The organism is Halococcus qingdaonensis (assembly GCF_024508235.1).
GTDB lineage: Archaea > Halobacteriota > Halobacteria > Halobacteriales > Halococcaceae > Halococcus > Halococcus qingdaonensis.
In genome coordinates, this window is sequence record NZ_CP101943.1 from 179473 (window position 1) to 198251 (window position 18779).

Consider the following 18779-nt stretch of genomic DNA (forward strand, 5'->3'; position numbering starts at 1 on the left):
ATCGCTTGCTTCGAACTCGTTCGTAGATGCTACGGTGTTTCCGCGATCACCAGTCGTTGCCGCACTGGATCGATAACGGATGCCTCGGAAACTGCGTGACGTAGAGCGTGGGTCACAGATGTGGCCAGGAAATTGGGATATCATTCGCTCTCAGGTGCAAATTGTGGCTGTTGTCATCAGAAAAACAGGAGGATCGATCACGTTTATGTGAGCGTAGTGCGATGTCCGCACGGAGGATACCATGATAAGCGATACCGAATTGCAAGAAATGTACGGCTGGATGGTGACGGCTCGATACTACGAAGAGCGTCTCCAAGAGGAGTATCTGGAAGGGAAACAACCCGCATTCGATATCTCGGCCGGCCCGATCCCGGGCGAGCTGCATCTCGCTGCTGGGCAGGAAGCTGCCGCTGCCGGCGTCTGCTCCCATCTTGATGATGCCGATACTGTAACCGCTCCGCATCGCCCTCACCACGTGGCTATCGCCAAAGGTGTCGATCTCAAACGAATGACTGCCGAGATCTTCGGCCGCCGTACCGGGTTGTGCAAGGGGAAGGGCGGCCACATGCATCTTTTCGATTCCGCGGTGAACTTTGCGGGTAGTGGCATCATCGCCGAAGGATGCCCGCCGGCAGTCGGGGCGGCACTCGCGGCCAAAAAGCGCGCCGAGGACAGCGTTGCAGTTGCGTATCTCGGTGAAGGCGCGATCAGCCAGGGTGGATTCCTTGAATCACTCAACCTCGCAAGCGTCCAGAACTTACCAGTATTGTTCGTCATCGAGGACAACGACTGGGCCATCAGTATGCCCAAAGGGCGGGTCACCGACGTCGGGAACGGAGCCCAACGCGCCGGCGGATTCGATATGCCCGGCAAACGTGTCGATTATGACGACGCATGCGCGGTCTATGAGGCCGCAGGCGAAGCCATTGGGCGCGCACGTGATGGCAACGGACCGACGCTCCTCGAAGTACAGGTCCATCGACGGATGGGTCATTTCATGGGCGACGCAGAAGGGTACCGTCCTGAGGGTGATAGCGAGCGTGCAAAACAGCGTGATTCTATCGAACGGATGGAGTCCACCTTACAGAAGGCAGGGATCGATGACGATACGGTCGACGACATCCGCGATCGAAGCCACCAACGAGTTGAAGAGGCCATCGAATGGGCCAAAGACCAACCGGAACCCGACCCTGACGAGGCTTACAACGACGTGTTCACGAACCCGCCGGCAGGTTGGACGCCCAACACGAAGCCGGGACAGACCGAATCCGCAGGAGATGACGACTGATGGTAGAAGCAGACGAACCTGAAACGGCCGAAACGACCGGCGAGCGTGAGACGACGATGAGCCGAGCGATGGTGAGCGCCATCGCGTCGGAAATGCGTGACAGCGACGATGTGTTCGTGATGGGCGAGGACGTTGCTGACTACGGTGGGATCTTCGACAGCACTGACGGCCTGCTTGAAGAGTTCGGACGCGAGAAGATCATGGACGTCCCGATCAGCGAGACGGGGTTCATTGGTGCCGCCGTCGGGGCCGCACAGGCCGGAATGCGTCCCATTGCGGAGCTGATGTTCGCCGATTTCTTCGGCGTAGGAATGGATCAGATCTACAACCAGATGGCGAAAAACACCTACATGAGCGGCAGCACGGTGAACGTCCCGATGGTGCTCATGACCGCTGTCGGTGGCACGTACAACGATGCCGCCCAACACTCACAGACACTCTACGGAACGTTCGCTCATCTGCCAGGGATGAAAGTGGTGGTTCCAAGCACCGCTGCCGACGCCAAGGGGCTGATGCACACGGCGATTCGTGATGACGATCCCGTGGTGTACATGTTTCACAAACGCCTGATGGGAATCGGCTGGATGCCCGCGCCGGACGGGCCAAAGACTTCGGTACCTGAAGACGACTACACCATCGACTTCGGCGAGGCGGACGTGAAACGTGAAGGCGATGACGTGACCGTGGTGACGCTTGGTCTCCACGTCCACCGGGCGCTCGAAGCCGCTGACGATCTCGCAGAGGAGGTCGATGTCGAGGTAATCGATCTCAGGACGTTGGTTCCACTCGATACCGAGACGGTGCTCGAATCGGTCCGGAAAACCGGCCGACTCGTCGTTGTCGACGAGGACTACCACTCGTTCGGACTCTCTGGCGAAATCGTTGCCCGGGCAACGGAAGGGGCGCTCGCCGACCTCTCGGCCGTGCGCCGCGTGACGATGCCGGACGTACCCATTCCGTACGCTCGACCGCTTGAGCAAGAAGTCAATCCGGGACGCGAGGATATCATCGAGGCCGTTCAGTCAACCACGGAATAATCCCACACAAAATGAGTGATGAGACAGTTGCAGTGGAATCCGAAACGATCTGGCCTGCGGATTCCGACGACGTCGAGGAAGCGATCGTCTCGAACTGGTTCGTCCGTGAAGGGACGACGGTAACCGAGGGCGACCCCATCGCCGAGATCCAGATCGAAAAGGTGAGTCTCGATGTCCCGGCACCAGCAACCGGTGAAATATGTGAGCTATTGGTCGATGAACAGAGCGAATTCGAACGAGGGGACACACTGGCTCGAATCTCTACGGACTAATGAACATCTAACGCCAATACGGCACGCAACAGATGCCGAAATCAGGGTAAAGGTCAGCAGCGCTCGCTGTCAGCTTCTCCGCTCTAAAGGGCGGAGCTTGCAGGTGAACTCCCGCTCTGGCCGTCACGACTCTCGCCGGTGGCAGGTGAAAACTCACCATTCGCGCTCAGTGCTCCCTGCTTGAGGGCAAGCTGACGATTTGCCCGTCCGGACGGAGACTTTTGCCCCGACCGGACGTGTTTGAAGCCAACGTTCTTCGCGGCGTTGTAGTCGGCGTGAACCTCGTACCCACACTTCTGGCAGGAAAAGTCGGCTTGGGTGGGTCGGTTGTCCCGTGCCGTGTGGCCGCATCGAGAGCATCGTTGGCTGGTGTACTGTGGTGGCACTTTCGTCACGTCGATACCGACCGCTTCGGCCTTGTACTCGACGTATCCGTACAACTGGTTGAACGCCCACGTGTGGAATTTCTTGGCTCTCGGCATCCGTTCGCGGATGCCGTTCAACCGCTCGAAAGCGATGGTCGAACAGCCGTGCTCAACGGCTTCGGCGACTAACTCTTTCGAGAGGTTGTGCAAGAAGTCCTCCGCCCATCGGCTCTCGCGGTCGCCGATGGACTCGATGGTATTGTGAGCCGATTCGGTCCCGATTTGTTGTAGACCGCCACGCACCTGTTCGTACTGTTCGCGTCGGTGATTCAGCAATCCACCCGACCAGAACGTGCCGGTCGACGTGACCGCCACGTTCTCGATTCCGAGGTCCACGCCGAGGACCGTAGGGTGCTCGACGGGTTCGGTGTCGTCCACCTCCGCTGTTGTACGGAGGTGAAGGTAGAACGCACCGTCGCGGTGGTGAAGGGTCGCGCCCTTGACCGAGTAGTCGCCGGAGGCGACGTACTCGCCGAACGGCGTCCCATCCGTCTCGGGTGGTAGAACGTACTCCGCTTCGACTCTGCCGTCCACCGTCGAAAGCGAGGCGTAGTCCTCGTGGAACGTGGCGCTTCGCTTGTCGTACTCGGCGAAGTCGGCAGTGAACGTCGGCAGACTCGCGTAGTCGCCGTTCGACCACCGCGCGAGAACGCCTTTGAGGGCGTCCGCCGCCCGCGAGCGGGCGGCTTGGACGAGGTTCGCCTGTATCGACGTTCGGTCGCGGACTTCGGTGTAGGTGCGTTCGTGAAGGCGTTGCTTGCTGGTTTCGATATTGCCGCTGTCGTCTCTCGCGTGAGAGACGACGTAGTTGGCGGCGTCTCGAAACTCGGCGAATGTATTATGGAGGAGTTCGGCGTCGGCGTCGCTCACGTCGAGTTTCACCGGAACGGTGCGCCGAACGTCCATATTTCATATGATGACCATACACGTAAATAGCCACCGATTCAGTGGGGAGTTGGCTGGCCACCGAATCCACCGACGGCGGTTGCATAGTACCGAGAGACAGCGTACGCGATTCCTCCCTGCCGTAAACGGCAGGGTTTCCTCGCTGTATCAGGATGAGTGATGTTGCTATAAACGACAGCGGGGTCCGCGATATCAACGGGGCCGACGATACACGAGCACGCCTATTGATGTCCTGAGAACGGTGGCTTAGAGCGCGCTTTCGAGCATATCCGCGACCTCGCGTGCTTTCTCGGCGAGCGTCTCGGACACGTGCCCCTCCGCGACGGCAGCATCGAGCTCGGCATCGTCCACCCGTTCGATTCGCCCGTCGGCGTGTTTCACGACGTCGACGTGGAGATCGATATACCGGGCAGCGTCGGGAAAGATCTCGACCGGCGTACAGATGTTCACGTACGTGCCCCGGCGCTTCCCGTCCGCATCCCGATAGACCGTCGGGTACCACCACTTGCCCTCGGTCAGCTTCGTGATGGCGGTGTCGCCGGCGTGGCGTTCGATGTCCAACGCATCGTAGGTTCCGCCGGCCGTCATCTCCCGTCGAACCGTGATACTCGACTCGTCGCGATCGGTCACGATGCCTTCGCCCAGCGTGATTCGGCTGCCGTCAGGCTTGCCGTGGACGATCCTCACGCCATCGTTCTCGGCCGGCCCGAACTGTCGGACGACGGTTGCGAACGGGAAGTCGGACTGCAGCGCTCCGTCCGAATCACAGACGGCCTCCACGAAGTCGACGGCAGCACTCGCGTCCGTACTGCCGGCCTTGATGCGATGGTGGCCTGCCATCGTCGGACAGACGGTACGGCGCATCTCGTCGAGGTCGAATCGTGACGCGCGGCCGAACCAGAGCCATTTCGTCGCGGGGTCGTCCCAGAGGACGCCGGATTCGGCCTCCGTTTCGGGTGCAGCGGAGAGCGCCGCATCGATCCCCGTGGCTCGGTCGCTCGCGGCTGCGAGCGCGTCCGACAGCGTGGCGAACTCCGCCTGCTCGCTCGCGTCCGTCCAGCGTGCCCGCCACCCATCGGGCGGGTCGTTCGGGAGCAGGTCGGTCACGTCGGTCGCCATGCCCGGCCCCGTCGACGTCTCCACGGAGCCATCGCGTACGAGCCGAACCAGGCCACCGCCCACTTCGAAATTCGCATCGAGCACCGGGCGATCGTCGCTCCACGGTGGGACCGGATCGCGAACCTGTATCCTGAGCCGATCGCCGTCGTCGACTCGCTGCTCCGTGTTCGAGAAGGGAAGAAAACCCGAGCCAGTGCCACAGTCGACGACAGCACCGCTTCCAAGCGTTTCCGTGACCTCCCCGGCAAACACCGCTTCACGCGGCAGCGCCCCAGTCCAACTGAACGTATCCGTTTCGAGATCGGCGAGCTGGCTAACGGCAGTGTCGACAGCTCCTGACTCGCCGTGGATGCCGATGCCCTGCCGATCGTCGGTCGTCTCGATCGCGATCTCGGACTCCTTGACGGCGAACTCTCCCTCGAAGCGCTCGCGGATGGGTTGCGATGCCTGCACTACTGCATGGTCGGCGTCATCGAAGAGTCGCGTCAGCGCAGTCGCGTAGATGCCACGAATCCGGACTCTCATGGCCCGACGTGTCCGACAGTGCTCTGGCGAGGAGATGGTTCACGGCACTTACTCTCGGAACCCCTGGGAACTCCGTGTTCGAGCGCGCCTCGGAGGGGGCACCCCTTGTCCTCGACGACTTTTCGGTAGGTGTGTGCGAACGCCATCGATAGAACGTCGGAGTCGGAGCGAAGTTGAGGGTTTGCAGATCCGTTCGCGCTCTCGTGATGGGGATCGGACCTCCGTTTTGGTGAGGCAGAACCGACGAGACGGACACCATCAACATTGACATCCTCCCCGCCGTGAACGGCGAGGATTCCCGACCGTAGTTGGGATATTAGGGTTCGCAACGTGCTCGTTCTTGTGGATGGAACCGACCATCCGTAGCATCGAACGAACACACTACTGGCTGTGCCAAACAGCCGTTATCCCTATCGAGCCGGTCAAATGCGGCTGGATTCGGGAGTAGCGTTTGTCTGATGTTCTCCGCACCGTTCGCGTCGGCGTTCGCCGTCCGTCCGCACTGCTGGCAGTGGTACAGACCACGTTCGACGCGCTGGCTGCCGTTCTTGTGGCCACACACCGAGCACGTCTTTGACGTGTCCCGCTCGGACTCCACAACCACCTCGATACCGGCGGCTTCACCCTTGTATTCGAGCATCGTCGTGAGGAGGCCGAAGCCCCATCCGTGGAGCATCTTGTTCCCGTGGCGGCCCCAGTCCCAACCGGAGCCGTCGTCTTCCGAACGGATGCCACCGAGGTCGCCCACCATGAGCCGTCCGACGCCGCGTTCGACACACTCGACGACGATACGCTTCGAGAGGGTGTGATGGAAGTGCTTTCGGCGGTCCTTGAGTGTGCGCTTCGCGTTCCGAGCGCGGCGCGAAAGCCCGTTCTCGCCTTCGCACTCGTACTCGACGCGCTTGTAGTAGTGCTTGGACTCTTTGAGCCATCCACCAGGGAACAGCATGGTTTCGTCGCCGAACGACACGGCAGCGATGTTGCTGATTCCGAGGTCCACACCCGCCGTTTGGTCGCCCGGCGGTTCAGGGTCGATGGTTGTTCGGCAAACGAACTGAAGCCGCCACTCACCGCGCTTGTGGACGGCCCGAACCTGCTGGATGTCCCACTCGGTGAGGTCCACGTCGGGACGGGTTTCGTACCCACAGAGCACGAAGTCCGAACGGTGTTCTTTGAGATTCCGGCCTTTCGAGAGGCGAACGCGCTGATACTGTTCGTCGTGTTTGAAGCCAGCCGCTTTGAACGACACCGTGGAGCGTGGGTGCGAATCGCCGCGTTTGCGGTAGCCGGGCGGTCGGGCACGGCTATCGCCGTTCCGACGCTTCCCGAACCAGCCGTTGAACGCTTCAGCGAGTTCTTCGAGAACGCGCTGACTGGACTGTGAATGAAGGTCCGTGTAGCGTTCGTGGCCCTTGAGTTCGCGTTTGAGTTCCCCGTCATCGGGAATCTCGCCCGTTTCGTCCCACACGCCTTGTGCATAGTAGCGACCGACGTTCCAGAGCTTCGACGCGGCCCACCCGAGTACATCGAGGTCGTCCTGAACCTGTTGCTGGTTCGGGATGGTGGCCTCGAACGTTCGGATAGTTCGCGTCGGCATCTAACTTCATAACTGGTTATGCGCCACGTAAACGTGAATCCACCGATCCGACACCGACGACGAATATCCGGCTGGCCACCGACGGGTAGCCGGTGGTTGCACAGTAGTGAGACACAGCTTACGGCGCGTATCCCCTCCCTAAAGGGAGAGGTTTTGCGCCTGTCTTTCACATAACTCATCGGTCGTCGTCACGCCGAATCTCGTTCGGCGAAATCGGTGACACTCTATGCGTGAATCTCCTTATACGGGTGATGACACGGATGTGGTGCTTACCGACGGCGATCCTCTGTGACGACCATCTCCGCGGCGAGCACGCGGAACACCACCAACTCGTCGGCACGATCAACAACCACCCTCACGGCGAGGCGATCGCCGAGGGCCACGCCGAGAAGGGCAACATCGACACGACACGCCTCGAAGAACGGCACGCCGAACTCGCCGCGGCAATGGAGCGACGCGGCATGAACCACGACTCACCGCTCGCGTACGACGGTCCCACTTACGGAGCTGGCATGATCGATCTCGAAGCGAACCGTGCCGACCTTCTCGGCCGCTGCGAGGACTGCGCTTCCAGAGTCGAAGCGCATACTGATTAGCAATGCATTCTCCGATCGACAGTAGTCCTGGAGAGTCCGTGTTCTCCCTTGGCAGACCATTGTGACTAAGCCGATGTCGGTCAAATGGTGTGTATGCTGATGACACCGGGGCCTACCTCGGTCCCAGACCCTGTCCGCGAGGCGATGAGCCGAGAGCTGATCAACCCCGACGTCGAGTCGGAGTTCAACGAGCTCTACGCTCGGGTCTGCGAGAAGCTGGCCGACGTCTACGGGACGGACGATCAGGTGATCGTCACCGGTGGCGAAGGCATTCTCGGACTGGAGTCCGCTATCGCGTGTCTCGTCGACGCGGACACCGACGTGCTTTGCCTCTCGAACGGGCTCTACGGCGATGGGTTCGCCGATTTCGTCGAGAACTACGGGGGCACCCCGACGGTCGTCGGTACCGACTACGACACGGAACTCGCGCTGTCGGAGTTGGACGACGCACTCGCTGCGGGCGACTACGATGTTGCAACGCTCGTCCACTGTGAAACGCCAACGGGCGCGCTCAACGACATCGAACCCGCCCTGGAGCGCCTCCACGATCACGGTGCGGTGACGATCCTCGATGCCGTCTCGTCATTGGGCGGGGTACCCGTACCGACCGAGAACGTCGATGTCTGCCTCGGTGCCTCACAGAAATGTTTCAGCGCGCCACCGGGATTGGCGATCGCGAGCATCAGCGAGCGTGCCTGGGAGCGCAAGGAAGCGATCGATCCGGACAGCCTGTACACCAACTTTCTCCCGTGGCGAGATACCAGTGAGGGATTCCCCTACACCCATCTCTCGACGAACGTCGTCGCGCTCGACGTTGCCCTCGATCGAATCCTGGAGGAGGGTCTCGACACGGTGTACGAACGCCACCGTACGGCGGCGAGTCGCTGTCGCGAGCGTGGCTCGGATATCGGGCTCGAACTGTTCGCCGGCCCGGAGCGATCCTCACCGACCGTGTCGGCGTTCCACGTTCCCGGCCGGGCAGCAGACCTCCAGGCAACGCTCGACGAGCAGTACGACATCACGCTGGCAACCGGGCTCGGGCCGCTCGCCGACGACGTCATCCGGGTCGGGCATATGGGCTATCAGGCCGATACTGAACTGGTCGAACGGACGATGGACGCATTGGCCGAAACCGTTTGACGACCTCTCGCCGCCTAGTTGGGGCGAACGCGAACAGCAGCGTGGATTTCCTCCGCTTCCTGAGCTGTCCGATAGAGAGAAGGCATGGTGGTTGCAGCCATCCGTCGCTTGACCAACTACCCTCCGGAACACATCCCTTGAGATCCGCTACGGAATGCCTCGTGGAAGTCAGTACGTTTTACCGGCCCACGGAGCTACCGGACACAGTGAAGCGAGTCTGGGACTATCGAGTGACGCTCGTCGCACTCTGTACGCTGGCGTTTTTCGCGACGATGGTCGCACGATTGGTCATCAGCCCGGTCGTTCCCGAAATCGTCGAAACGTTCGGTTCGTCGACCGGCGTTCTCGGACTCGCTTTGACCGGTCTCTGGATGGCGTACGCTTTCGCACAGTTCCCGAGTGGCGTGCTCGCCGACCGATACGGCGAGCGAATCATCATCCTCGTGGCAGTTGGGCTGACCACGGTTGCGAGCGCTCTGCTCGCGCTCTCGCCGTCGATGCCGATCTTTCTCGTCCTCACGCTCATCTTGGGTGGCGTCGCCGGACTGCATTACAGCGTTGCGACGACACTGCTGACTCGCGAACTGAACAACATCGGCACCGCGATCGGTCTGCACAACTCCGGGGCACCCTTGGCCGGATTGCTCGCGCCGATCGCGGCGGCCGCCGTCAGCCAGCGGTTCGGCTGGCGAGCGGCGATCGCGCTCGGAGCCGTGGCTGCGTTGCCCGTGTTCGTCCTCTTTCGGTGGAAGGTACGCCCGACGGAACCTGCACGGCCCGAACAGCCGATGGGAGATCGGTTCGCACTCAAACCGGTCATCGAGTTGCTCTCCCGGCGGAAGATCGCGTTCACTGCCGTGCTGGCGTTTCTGTTCGAATTCGTCTGGCAGGCGACGGCCTCCTTTCTCCCGACGTTTCTGATCGCGTACCACGGCTACTCGGTGACGTTCGCCAGCACGCTGTTTTCGGCGTATTTCGTCATCCAGGGGCTGACACAGCCCGGCGTGGGCTCGCTGTCGGATCGGTACGGGCGCGAGGAGACGGCAGGGCTCTGTGCAGTGCTCGGAATCAGCGGGTTCACGCTGCTTCTCGTCGGATCGCGATTGGCGGTGCTTCTCGTCGGCATCGTTCTCGTCGGCGTTTCGATGGGCTGGGGTGCGGCCCTCCTCCCGCGCTTTGTGGACAACCTCTCGAACGAAGAACGCGGTGCTGGGTTCGGTCTCGTGCGGACGACGTATATGATGCTGAGCGCGACCGGCAGCGTCGTCGTGGGCACGATCGCGGACACTGCCGGCTGGGGGATCGCGTTCGGCACCTTCGTCGTGTTCCTCTCGGTGATCTGTCTGTCGCTCGTCGGCAATCGGGTGCTCGACCTCGGTTTCTGAAACGACGATCCGAACACCCCGATCGATATCGAGAGCCATCACCGTGTAGTGGACTTCTCGATCTCGACTGCCACCGACGTCTGGAGTGCACTATTGAATCGCAGAAACACCAATAGAGTGTTCGCTGGAAACGGAATCCATCACACGAACGGTGCTAGGGCGCGCGACGGCGTGGGGACGCGTTCCGAGCCGATCCACACTGTCCGGTTCGGTTCAGGATCAGCGTGTACTGTTCGGCCCGGAAATCCTGATCGTCGCCGTAGGTGATCGTCCACGGATCGACGCCGGTCTTCAGGAGGTCCAACAGCGACGTCTGAGTCCGTGGCTGTGGCCACATCGGTGGCTGCGGGCCGAACTCGGCTGCCACAGTGTAGTTGTACTGTCCGGTGAGCAGGCTCCGCACGTGTTCGGCCCGTTTCGGTCTCGGCGATCTGGGCGGCAGTCCACGTCTGTACCCGTCGGCGACCTGTTTCTGGTTTCCAGAGTCCGCCCGGATCGGACTCGCGGTACCGAGATGGACGAGATCCCAGTAGGTGAGCTGGATGAACTCCGGACACCGGGTCGAGAGGTTGTTCATCCACTGGGCGCGCGTCGGTGGGTCGGAACCCGCCGTCATCCGTGCTTTGCGATAGCTGTTGATCTGCATGTCGCGGGGGAACGTCGCATCCCTGAACCGCGACCGATACACCTCCATCGTCGCGTTGTCGGGCGCGTTCGCGTCCAGCCACTCCGCCGCTTCGTCACGCGGTGTGGTGGCGTAATGAAGATCGCCGACACCGGCATACGCGCTGCTCGTGACGAACAGCACTGCGACGAGCGCCCACATGATGCGCTGGCTGTGGCCGCGAAGCCGGGAGAGTGCGGCTGCGAGCAAGAGTGCAAGCAGCGGAAACGTGAGGAGGAGGTGATGCAGACGTACGTAGCCCCAGCGAGAGTATACGAGGAGATACATCCCGAGACCGACGAGCAACAGTATTGTCGCGTCCGCCTCGATCGAACGCTCGCGCAGGCGACCGATCCCCGCCGCGATGCCACCGAGCGCGCCGACGAACAACGGAAGTCCGAGACCGTTGAGATAGCCGCGCACCAGCCACCACCAGCTCGGCGCGACCGGTGCAGCCACACCGACCGATCGCGAACCGCCGCCGGCAACCCGCTCGATGAGTACTTCGGGACCGGCAGCGAGCACCTCGGGAAATCCGACGACGATCGCTCCTGCACCGCATGCGACCGCCATGACCAACAGTCGTGGTTGCAAGAGTGCGTCGCGCGGGTTCACGCCCGGTCTCCGCGCTCGCAGGACGTACGCGAGACCGAGGAGTATGACGCTCGTTCCGGCAGTGAGTTTGAACGCGATGGCGATCCCGCCCGCTATACAGCCGGCAAGATAGACCGCCCTGTCGCCCGTCTCGATGTATCGGAGCGCGAGGTAGAACACCAGCAGGAGGAAAAACAACGCCGGGATGTCCTCGCTCACCTCGTGGGCCATGATGAGAAATCCCCACGTCAGCGAGAGCAACACGGCTGCCAGGCGTCCGGTCGTCCGATCGCGCATCGTCCTTCCGAGACGGTAGGTAAGGTAGACACAGCCGATCGCGAGCACGACGGTGAGCAGCCGCGCGAAAAACAGACTCCCCGTCCAGATCCATTCGGGCGTGCCGGTACGAAACTGCCAGAGACCGGCCGTTCGAAGCTGCGGATTGAACCCGACGAACGCGCCGAGCTGTCCCGTCACGAGCGCGACGATCGCGACCGGGAGCACGGCGAGCAGATTCACGTAGAACGTCGCCCCAGCGGGCTGCTGTGCCAGGATCGCCGGTCGAATCGCACCGAGTCCGGGGTCGTCGACGACGGTACCGACCGCCGCGAGTGCGTCGATGAGCCGCCAGCGCTCGTCGATCGTCGCGAACTCGGGAATCCCGTGCCAGAACCAGAATCCGGCGAGTACCGCCGCCAAGAGGAGAATGTATCGAAGATAGGGGTCGGTCGTGAGATCGTCGCCGACTCGCTTTTTCGCGCGACCCAGCAGTCCACCGCCGATTCCTCGCATTGACTCGGCTTGCGCGCAATCCGTATTAAAAGCGGGTCATCCCGTCACGACGGCCGGCCACTCGACCGCTCCGCCCACGATCGACGGCCCCCAATCGGATGGACGGTTGTCGTCGTGCGCGATCGTGACTGCAAGGAACCGCCGCTCCTATTACCTCGCTCGTCGTGTCGCCGGCAATGAAAGGCGTACTTCTCGCCGGGGGCAAGGGCACCCGCCTCCGACCGATCACACATACCGGCCCGAAACAGCTGGTACCGGTGGCGAACAAGCCCGTCATCCAGTACGCCATCGAAGACCTCAAAGACGCTGGCATCACCGATATCGGCGTCATCCTCGGGAACAAGGGACGCGAGGCGATCCAGGACTACCTCGGTGACGGTACTGATTTCGGGGTCGATATCACGTATATCGTGCAGGGCGATCCGCTCGGGCTCGCCCACGCAGTCGGCTGTGCGCGCGAGTTCGTCGATGGCGACGATTTCGTCGTCTATCTCGGTGACAACATGCTCAAACAGGGCATCTCCGCTCTCGTCGAGAGCTTCGAGCACGGCCAGTACGATGCGGGTATCGCCCTCCAATCGGTCGCGGAGCCGGAACAGTTCGGCGTTGCCGACGTCGATGCGAACGGCGACGTCACGCGACTCGTCGAAAAGCCCGACGACCCACCGAGCGATCTCGCGCTCATCGGCGTCTACGTGTTTTCACCTGTCGTCTTCGACGCCATCGAACGACTCGAACCGTCGTGGCGTGGCGAGTACGAGATCACCGAGGCCATCGGCACGCTGCTCGACGACGGCTGTGCGATCGACTCGCTCGTCATCGAGGGCTGGTGGAAGGATACCGGCAAGCCGGCCGACGTGCTCGAAGCGAACCGGTTGGTGCTCGACGACCGACGGGACGAGACGCCGGCGATCGATAGCGAGAGCGACGCGGAGACCACGGGCTATCTCGACGTCCACGACACGGCGACCATCGAAGCGGGGGCGGTCGTTCGTGGTCCGGTATCCATCGGCGCGGACACGACGATCGAAGCCGGTGCCTACGTCGGGCCGTACACCTCGATCGGCCCGAACTCGACCCTTCGGAACGTCCATCTCGAAAACAGCGTGATCGTGGGCGACTCGTCCATCGCGACCGATGGCAAGATCGTCGACAGTCTCATCGGCCGTGGCACGTCGATCGGCAGTGCCGACGGACTGCTTCCCGAGGGTCGCCGGTTGGTCGTCGGCGAGAACTCGAATCTCGATCTCTGAGATCGCGTCCCGTCACGTCCGATCTATCTCGCATCGAGCCACCGATATCGCACGGGGTGCTGGGGATCATAGCGCATCGGTGATCGCGTCGAGATCGTCGGCGAGCGCTGGCTGTTCACGGTCGAGCACATGCTCGACCTTCTCAACGTCGAGACAGGTATGCAGCGGTCGCGTTGCGGCACGGTCCACGGCCGACTGTGAGCCTTCGGCCAACAGTTCCACGGGCACGTCCAGAGAGCGTGACGCAGCGAGTCGCTCCCTGATTCGTTCGCCGAATTCGTACGGTGTGATACACGATCGACTGGCGATATGCACCGTCCCCGTGACGTCTGCTGCAAGGAGATCGAGCAGCGCTGTGGCCGCCTGCCCGGCCCTGCTCGGCGTCACGGTCTGGTCCGTGAACAGCGGGATCGATTCTCCTTTTCCGAGGCGGTCGCTGACCCACGCCGGAAAGCCGGTGAGGGTTCCCGTGGCACCGTGGGTTCCATAGACGAACGAAAGCCGGGCGAGGAGGGCTCCGTCATGGGCCTTTTCGACAGTTCGCTCGCCAGTGAGTTTCGACTCGCCATACACTTGTTGTGGATTCGTCGGTGCGGACTCGGCGTATCTCCGTTCGGCGTTCCCGTCGAACACGTAATCGGTCGAAACGTGACAGAACGCGAGCTCTCGGTCGGCACAGACACGCGCCAGCTCACCGGGTGCTGCCCCGTTGACGGCGTGGGCGTGCTCCGGATTTCGTTCACAGCCGTCCACATCGGTCATGGCCGCACAGTTGAGAACGGCATCGAACTCGTGTGCATCGAGTATCGTGGTGAACCGATCGGTGTCTCGGATATCCAACTCGTGTAGCGGGATGTCGAACATGGACTCGGTCGCGTGATACGTTCCGGTACACTCCCAGTCGCGCGCAAGCGCTTTCGCGATCACGTTGCTCCCGAGAAGTCCGTTCGCCCCAACGACGAGCAGCTGCATACGCGGTACAGCCGATGAAAACCTAAATACATACTGTCACCGACGTCCCTCCATGAGCGTGCTCGTCACCGGTGGTGCAGGGTTCATCGGCTCGAACTTCGTTCGCCACCTCCTCGACACGACGAACCGATCGGTCATCACTCTCGATGCGCTCACGTATGCCGGTTCGATGCGTCATCTCGACGATGTCCTCGACCATCCGCGCCACGATTTCGTCGAGGGCGATATTCGAGATCAGTCGCTGATTGCGGAGCTCTTCGAGGAGATCGATAGCGTCGTGAACTTCGCCGCCGAGTCACACGTCGACCGCTCGATCGACTCGGCCGAACCGTTCGTTGCGACGAACGTTCAGGGAACGCGGACGCTTCTCGACGCCGCACGGGACGCCGACATCGACCGATTCGTCCAGATATCGACCGACGAAGTCTACGGCGAGATCCACGACGGGACGTTCGCCGAGACGGACCCACTCGACCCGCGAAACCCCTACGCCGCCACGAAAGCGAGTGCGGATCTACTCGCATTGAGCTACCACTCCACGTACGATCTACCGGTGCTCGTCACCCGTTCGTCGAACAATTTCGGGCCACACCAGCACTCGGAGAAACTCATCCCCAAACTCATCGACCGCGCGGCACGCGGGGAGTCGCTCCCGATCTATGGCGACGGGTCGAACGTTCGCGAATGGACCTACGTACAGGACAACTGTCGCGCGATCCGGACGGTTCTCGACGAGGGAACGACCGGTGAGATATACAACGTCGGCAGCGGTGACGAGCGGACGAACCTCGACGTCGCTCGGACGGTGCTCGATGCCGTGGGAGCACCCGAAACCCTCATCGAGTTCGTCGAGGATCGTCCTGGCCACGACGAGCGGTACGCACTCGATGCAAGCAAGATGGCGGCGCTCGGCTGGGAACCCGAGTGGTCGTTCGAGGAGGGGCTCGAACGAACGGTCGAACTGACTGTCGGGCAGAACTGATCGGAACCCCGTGAGGTGACACGTCGCTTGTTGTAGCGGCGTTTTTGAATCTGCTCCCCACGCACTTTCGTCCGACAGTACACTCCGAGTCGCGCGTCGAGTCGAATCGTTATCCCTGATGCGTCTCGTCCCAATCGTACGGGATCTCGTCGGTATCGGGCGGTAGCCGCTCCTCGTCGGGGTCGTCGTAGTCGTAGAGGTTCGTCGGGAAGTTGATCAGCAATGCGGAGTCGTCACCGATCGTCTTGAACCCGTGCCAGCAATCACCGGGGATACGGACGACTCGCTGGTTGTGTTCGCCGATGACGAACGTATCGAGTTCCCCGCGTGTCGGTGACGATTCGCGATCGTCGTAGATGGCGACCTTGATGCGTCCCGTCGGACAGACGAAGTGGTCTATCTGGCCCCGCTCGTGGCGGTGCCACGCGCGGACGACGCCTGGATAGCTCATCGAGTAGTAGCTCATCGCCGGATCGGGGTCGTACAGCTCCCAGTCCTCGCGGAAGATCTCGACGAGATGGCCGCGCTCGTCCGCGTTGACCTGCAGATCGCGCGCTGTCACTCCCTCTATCATGGCTGTCCACACGTCCAATGCTGTGCGTATAAATACTCCGGAGCGACGTCGATGAGCGTCGGCGGTCGTCGAACAGGTAGTTTATTCTCCTTGCTCGTTCGTGATCGGCGTATGCCGGACGACAGCCTGCTTCGCCGTTCGCTTCGCCGGAGTGGGGTTCTCGACTGGATTCGAACGGCGATCGACCGGTACAACCGGATCTACCGATCTCCACCGTACGACCCCCCGACCGACCACCGCGAGTTTCGTGCGGTGCGACGCCACTCGCAGGAACCGACCGATATCAGTGATCATCTCGAACGACTGTTCGTCGAGGCGATGCAGGCTTCTCCCGACACCATCGTCGAATGCGGCGTCCGCAGTGGCGAGTCGACGTTCGTCTTCGAGCGCGTTGCACGCCTCACTGACGCCGACGTGGTGAGCGTCGATATCGAGGCGACGTCCTACACCACCGACTACGACGGCTGGCAGTTCGTCAACGCCGATGATGTCGATTTCGCCGCGGAGTTTGGGAGCTGGTGTGACGAGAACGACGTCGATCCCGCCATCGACGTCCTGTTCGTGGACACGAGCCATCGCTACGAGCACACGCTCGCCGAGATCGAGGCGTGGTTTCCCCATCTCAGCGAGAACGCAGTCGTCCTCTTTCACGACACCAACATGCAGCGATTTTATCGGCGCAAAGACCGGACGAGAGGGTTGAGTCCGATCGCGGACCGGGGCGTCATCCGAGCGATAGAGGACCACTTCGACTGCGACCTCGACGAAACCGAATCGTTCGTCACTGTTCTGGATGACTTTGTCTTCGAACAGTATCCGTATTGTAGTGGCCTCGCCGTCCTCCGAAAACTCGGTTCGACGGCGGCTCCGTAGATCGTCTTCCGTCCGATTTTCGAGACCGAAATCGATGGTCGGATTGTTTCCATCTAGAAAGAACCATCACGGGCGGCGGTAGTGATGTTCGTATGGCTCTCAGATCGTATGTAACCGGTGCAGGCCGACTCTACCGTCGCGACGGGTTCGATTCGGTCTTTCGCCGCGGTCTCGAAAAGGTCGAACGGGACGTGGGCAATGCACTCCCCGCCATCGGCGATACCCTCTGTCGAGCGCTGTCCGTCCGAGAGCTGCGTGGCTACCAATCGTCCGAGGACGATCTCACCGATATCATCGACACAGCGTACGACTATCGGGGCTACGGTGCGTATCGATCCATCGAGCCGATGCAGATCCGTTCGGAGCTCCGGGATTTCGTCGAAGCGGTCGCTGCCAGCGATCCCGAGACGGTGTGTGAGATCGGCACCGCCCGCGGCGGGAGCTACTACGTGTGGGCGCAGTATCTCGCTGCCACGAACTACCTCAGCATCGACCTTCCCGGCGGCCGTTTCGGCGGCGGACACTCGCTCAGACGTGCCGAGTTCCTCCGCGACGTCTGTGATCGCCCGGACATCGACCAGGCGTTTCTCCGCGGCAATTCCCACTCGCCGGCGACCGCTCGCCACGTCGAGGAGATCCTCGACGGTGATACCATCGACTTCCTGTTTATCGATGGCGATCATACCTACGACGGTGTCAAAGACGACTTCGAGCGGTATTCACCGTTCGTCGCCGACGGCGGGCTCATCGCGTTCCACGATATCGTCACTATCGACCACGACCCCGACTGCGAGGTCGACCGATTCTGGCGCGAACTCCGTGAGGAGTACGAGACGACCGAGATCGTTGCCGATCCACAGCAGGATCGCGGCGGCGTCGGTCTCGTTCACTGGTGACGAGTCCATCGCTGTCGCCGATATTGGTCACGATACGGACGTCGCATCGACGAACGCGTCGGCCGAACGAGGGTAGGCAGTGCAGTAGATCACCAGCGGATTGAGAACGATACTGGCGGCTGCAACGACGACTGGCAGCAGTGAATCGGTGTTTTTCCGATGTACGACGACCCGCGCCCGGATCATCTTCGCCAAGGTGACGAAATTTCGTATGCTTGGGGCGTACATATCGTCGTTGTCCGGGTGGATCGAGTGTGTGTCCAGTATCGCTCGCATCGGCACGCCGGCATCGGCGAGCCGCAACGACAGATCGACGTCCTCGACGCGCAGCGGCATCGCCGGATCGAACACCTGCCCCGAAAGCACGGTCCGATATATCTCTCGGGGAACGATCACGCCATCACCGGGAACGTAGTTCACCGCAGCATCCCCGGACAGCGAATCGACGCGATACGGGAGCGTAAACCGATACCGGGAGAGGAGGCGTACACACGTCCGTTCGGAAGACACACGGTAGTTGCGCCGGGCCGTCGTCCATACCGCGTCCGGCGTGACCCGCTCGGAAAGCGTCCGCAAGTATCCGTCAGGGAACAGCGTATCGTGATTGTAACAGCAGATATACTGCCCATCGCTTTCGCGGATGCCTCGGTTGATACCCCGGCTGAAGCCACGATTTCGTTCGTTTTCGACTATCCGTACCGAATCGTCCTCCGAGTAGGCGTTCCGAAGCAGCTGTACCGTGTCGTCCTGACTGTCGTTGTCCACGACGACGACCTCGTAGTCGGTGAACGACTGCTGCTCGACCGATTCGAGCGTCCGGAGGATCGCCTCTCCTGCGTTCCACGTGAGAAATACGAGCGAGAACAGCGGCCGCGAGTCCGTCTCCATC

General features: G+C 61.6%; 17 protein-coding genes. 10 read left to right on the forward strand and 7 right to left on the reverse strand.

Annotated elements, in window-relative coordinates; all coding sequences use genetic code 11:
* Positions 1-268 precede the first annotated feature (268 nt).
* From NO363_RS00960 to NO363_RS00970, 3 genes are read left to right on the forward strand one after another with little or no spacing between them, the layout of a single operon-like run.
* Complete coding sequence (locus tag NO363_RS00960; RefSeq protein ID WP_370525600.1) at positions 269-1288, forward strand: thiamine pyrophosphate-dependent dehydrogenase E1 component subunit alpha; 1020 nt, start codon at positions 269-271, stop codon at positions 1286-1288.
* The gene (locus tag NO363_RS00965; RefSeq protein WP_256686187.1) at positions 1288-2325 is read left to right on the forward strand and encodes an alpha-ketoacid dehydrogenase subunit beta; all 1038 of its coding nucleotides are present in this window, start codon (positions 1288-1290) and stop codon (positions 2323-2325) included. Before NO363_RS00960 ends, NO363_RS00965 begins: the two co-directional genes overlap by 1 nt.
* Before the next feature lie 11 nt (positions 2326-2336).
* Complete coding sequence (locus NO363_RS00970) at positions 2337-2597, forward strand: lipoyl domain-containing protein (protein WP_256686188.1); 261 nt, start codon at positions 2337-2339, stop codon at positions 2595-2597.
* Positions 2598-2680: 83 nt separating this feature from the next.
* Here the strand turns inward: NO363_RS00970 and NO363_RS00975 are convergent, their stop codons facing one another.
* The 3 genes from NO363_RS00975 to NO363_RS00985 form a co-directional block, all read right to left on the reverse strand.
* Positions 2681-3928 (reverse strand): RNA-guided endonuclease InsQ/TnpB family protein, encoded by a 1248-nt coding sequence (locus tag NO363_RS00975; RefSeq protein WP_256686189.1) that lies wholly within the window; start codon positions 3926-3928, stop codon positions 2681-2683.
* Positions 3929-4174: 246 nt separating this feature from the next.
* The gene (locus NO363_RS00980; RefSeq protein WP_256686191.1) at positions 4175-5572 is read right to left on the reverse strand and encodes a ribonuclease FAU-1 family protein; all 1398 of its coding nucleotides are present in this window, start codon (positions 5570-5572) and stop codon (positions 4175-4177) included.
* A gap of 316 nt (positions 5573-5888) precedes the next feature.
* Positions 5889-7169: an RNA-guided endonuclease InsQ/TnpB family protein gene (locus NO363_RS00985; RefSeq protein ID WP_256686192.1), complete on the reverse strand. Its 1281-nt coding sequence runs from the start codon at positions 7167-7169 to the stop codon at positions 5889-5891.
* A gap of 251 nt (positions 7170-7420) precedes the next feature.
* Here NO363_RS00985 and NO363_RS00990 point away from each other — a divergent pair, with 251 nt between their 5' ends.
* From NO363_RS00990 to NO363_RS01000, 3 genes are all read left to right on the forward strand, one after another.
* Entirely contained in the window at positions 7421-7765 is a 345-nt protein-coding gene (locus NO363_RS00990) for a pyrimidine dimer DNA glycosylase/endonuclease V (protein ID WP_256686194.1), read from the forward strand.
* A 93-nt stretch (positions 7766-7858) separates the two neighbouring features.
* Complete coding sequence (locus NO363_RS00995; RefSeq protein WP_370525574.1) at positions 7859-8905, forward strand: pyridoxal-phosphate-dependent aminotransferase family protein; 1047 nt, start codon at positions 7859-7861, stop codon at positions 8903-8905.
* A 230-nt stretch (positions 8906-9135) separates the two neighbouring features.
* Positions 9136-10290, forward strand: coding sequence for an MFS transporter (locus tag NO363_RS01000; protein ID WP_256687992.1), 1155 nt, complete (start codon positions 9136-9138; stop codon positions 10288-10290).
* A gap of 154 nt (positions 10291-10444) precedes the next feature.
* On the opposite strand, the gene NO363_RS01005 is transcribed toward NO363_RS01000, so the two are convergent.
* Positions 10445-12340: an ArnT family glycosyltransferase gene (locus NO363_RS01005; protein WP_256686197.1), complete on the reverse strand. Its 1896-nt coding sequence runs from the start codon at positions 12338-12340 to the stop codon at positions 10445-10447.
* Positions 12341-12516: 176 nt separating this feature from the next.
* Between NO363_RS01005 and NO363_RS01010 the strand changes: the two genes are divergently transcribed.
* The gene (locus NO363_RS01010) at positions 12517-13593 is read left to right on the forward strand and encodes a glucose-1-phosphate thymidylyltransferase (RefSeq protein WP_256686199.1); all 1077 of its coding nucleotides are present in this window, start codon (positions 12517-12519) and stop codon (positions 13591-13593) included.
* A 66-nt stretch (positions 13594-13659) separates the two neighbouring features.
* On the opposite strand, the gene NO363_RS01015 is transcribed toward NO363_RS01010, so the two are convergent.
* The gene (locus NO363_RS01015) at positions 13660-14565 is read right to left on the reverse strand and encodes an SDR family oxidoreductase (protein WP_256686200.1); all 906 of its coding nucleotides are present in this window, start codon (positions 14563-14565) and stop codon (positions 13660-13662) included.
* Between the two features lie 52 nt (positions 14566-14617).
* Here NO363_RS01015 and rfbB point away from each other — a divergent pair, with 52 nt between their 5' ends.
* Entirely contained in the window at positions 14618-15547 is a 930-nt protein-coding gene (gene rfbB, locus NO363_RS01020) for a dTDP-glucose 4,6-dehydratase (protein WP_256686202.1), read from the forward strand.
* A gap of 109 nt (positions 15548-15656) precedes the next feature.
* Here the strand turns inward: rfbB and NO363_RS01025 are convergent, their stop codons facing one another.
* Positions 15657-16121, reverse strand: coding sequence for a dTDP-4-dehydrorhamnose 3,5-epimerase family protein (locus tag NO363_RS01025; RefSeq protein ID WP_256686204.1), 465 nt, complete (start codon positions 16119-16121; stop codon positions 15657-15659).
* A gap of 111 nt (positions 16122-16232) precedes the next feature.
* Here NO363_RS01025 and NO363_RS01030 point away from each other — a divergent pair, with 111 nt between their 5' ends.
* On the forward strand, positions 16233-16994 hold the full coding sequence (locus NO363_RS01030; protein WP_256686206.1) for a class I SAM-dependent methyltransferase: 762 nt from the start codon (positions 16233-16235) through the stop codon (positions 16992-16994).
* A 92-nt stretch (positions 16995-17086) separates the two neighbouring features.
* Complete coding sequence (locus tag NO363_RS01035) at positions 17087-17890, forward strand: class I SAM-dependent methyltransferase (protein ID WP_256686208.1); 804 nt, start codon at positions 17087-17089, stop codon at positions 17888-17890.
* A 27-nt stretch (positions 17891-17917) separates the two neighbouring features.
* Here the strand turns inward: NO363_RS01035 and NO363_RS01040 are convergent, their stop codons facing one another.
* Positions 17918-18778 carry a glycosyltransferase family 2 protein gene (locus NO363_RS01040; RefSeq protein ID WP_256686209.1) on the reverse strand — a complete coding sequence of 287 codons (861 nt, stop codon included), beginning with the start codon at positions 18776-18778 and terminating at the stop codon, positions 17918-17920.
* Position 18779 lies beyond the last annotated feature (1 nt).

Coding starts and splice junctions, on each gene's coding strand:
- NO363_RS01040 (WP_256686209.1), bottom strand. CDS start 18,778: ATGGAGACGGACTCGCGGCCGCTGTTCTCGCTCGTATTTCTCACGTGG.
- NO363_RS00975 (WP_256686189.1), bottom strand. CDS start 3,928: ATGGACGTTCGGCGCACCGTTCCGGTGAAACTCGACGTGAGCGACGCC.
- NO363_RS00980 (WP_256686191.1), bottom strand. CDS start 5,572: ATGAGAGTCCGGATTCGTGGCATCTACGCGACTGCGCTGACGCGACTC.
- NO363_RS00985 (WP_256686192.1), bottom strand. CDS start 7,169: ATGCCGACGCGAACTATCCGAACGTTCGAGGCCACCATCCCGAACCAG.
- NO363_RS01035 (WP_256686208.1), top strand. CDS start 17,087: ATGGCTCTCAGATCGTATGTAACCGGTGCAGGCCGACTCTACCGTCGC.
- NO363_RS00965 (WP_256686187.1), top strand. CDS start 1,288: ATGGTAGAAGCAGACGAACCTGAAACGGCCGAAACGACCGGCGAGCGT.
- NO363_RS00995 (WP_370525574.1), top strand. CDS start 7,859: ATGCTGATGACACCGGGGCCTACCTCGGTCCCAGACCCTGTCCGCGAG.
- NO363_RS00960 (WP_370525600.1), top strand. CDS start 269: ATGTACGGCTGGATGGTGACGGCTCGATACTACGAAGAGCGTCTCCAA.
- NO363_RS01025 (WP_256686204.1), bottom strand. CDS start 16,121: ATGATAGAGGGAGTGACAGCGCGCGATCTGCAGGTCAACGCGGACGAG.
- NO363_RS00970 (WP_256686188.1), top strand. CDS start 2,337: ATGAGTGATGAGACAGTTGCAGTGGAATCCGAAACGATCTGGCCTGCG.
- NO363_RS01030 (WP_256686206.1), top strand. CDS start 16,233: ATGCCGGACGACAGCCTGCTTCGCCGTTCGCTTCGCCGGAGTGGGGTT.
- NO363_RS01010 (WP_256686199.1), top strand. CDS start 12,517: ATGAAAGGCGTACTTCTCGCCGGGGGCAAGGGCACCCGCCTCCGACCG.
- rfbB (WP_256686202.1), top strand. CDS start 14,618: ATGAGCGTGCTCGTCACCGGTGGTGCAGGGTTCATCGGCTCGAACTTC.
- NO363_RS00990 (WP_256686194.1), top strand. CDS start 7,421: ATGACACGGATGTGGTGCTTACCGACGGCGATCCTCTGTGACGACCAT.
- NO363_RS01015 (WP_256686200.1), bottom strand. CDS start 14,565: ATGCAGCTGCTCGTCGTTGGGGCGAACGGACTTCTCGGGAGCAACGTG.
- NO363_RS01005 (WP_256686197.1), bottom strand. CDS start 12,340: ATGCGAGGAATCGGCGGTGGACTGCTGGGTCGCGCGAAAAAGCGAGTC.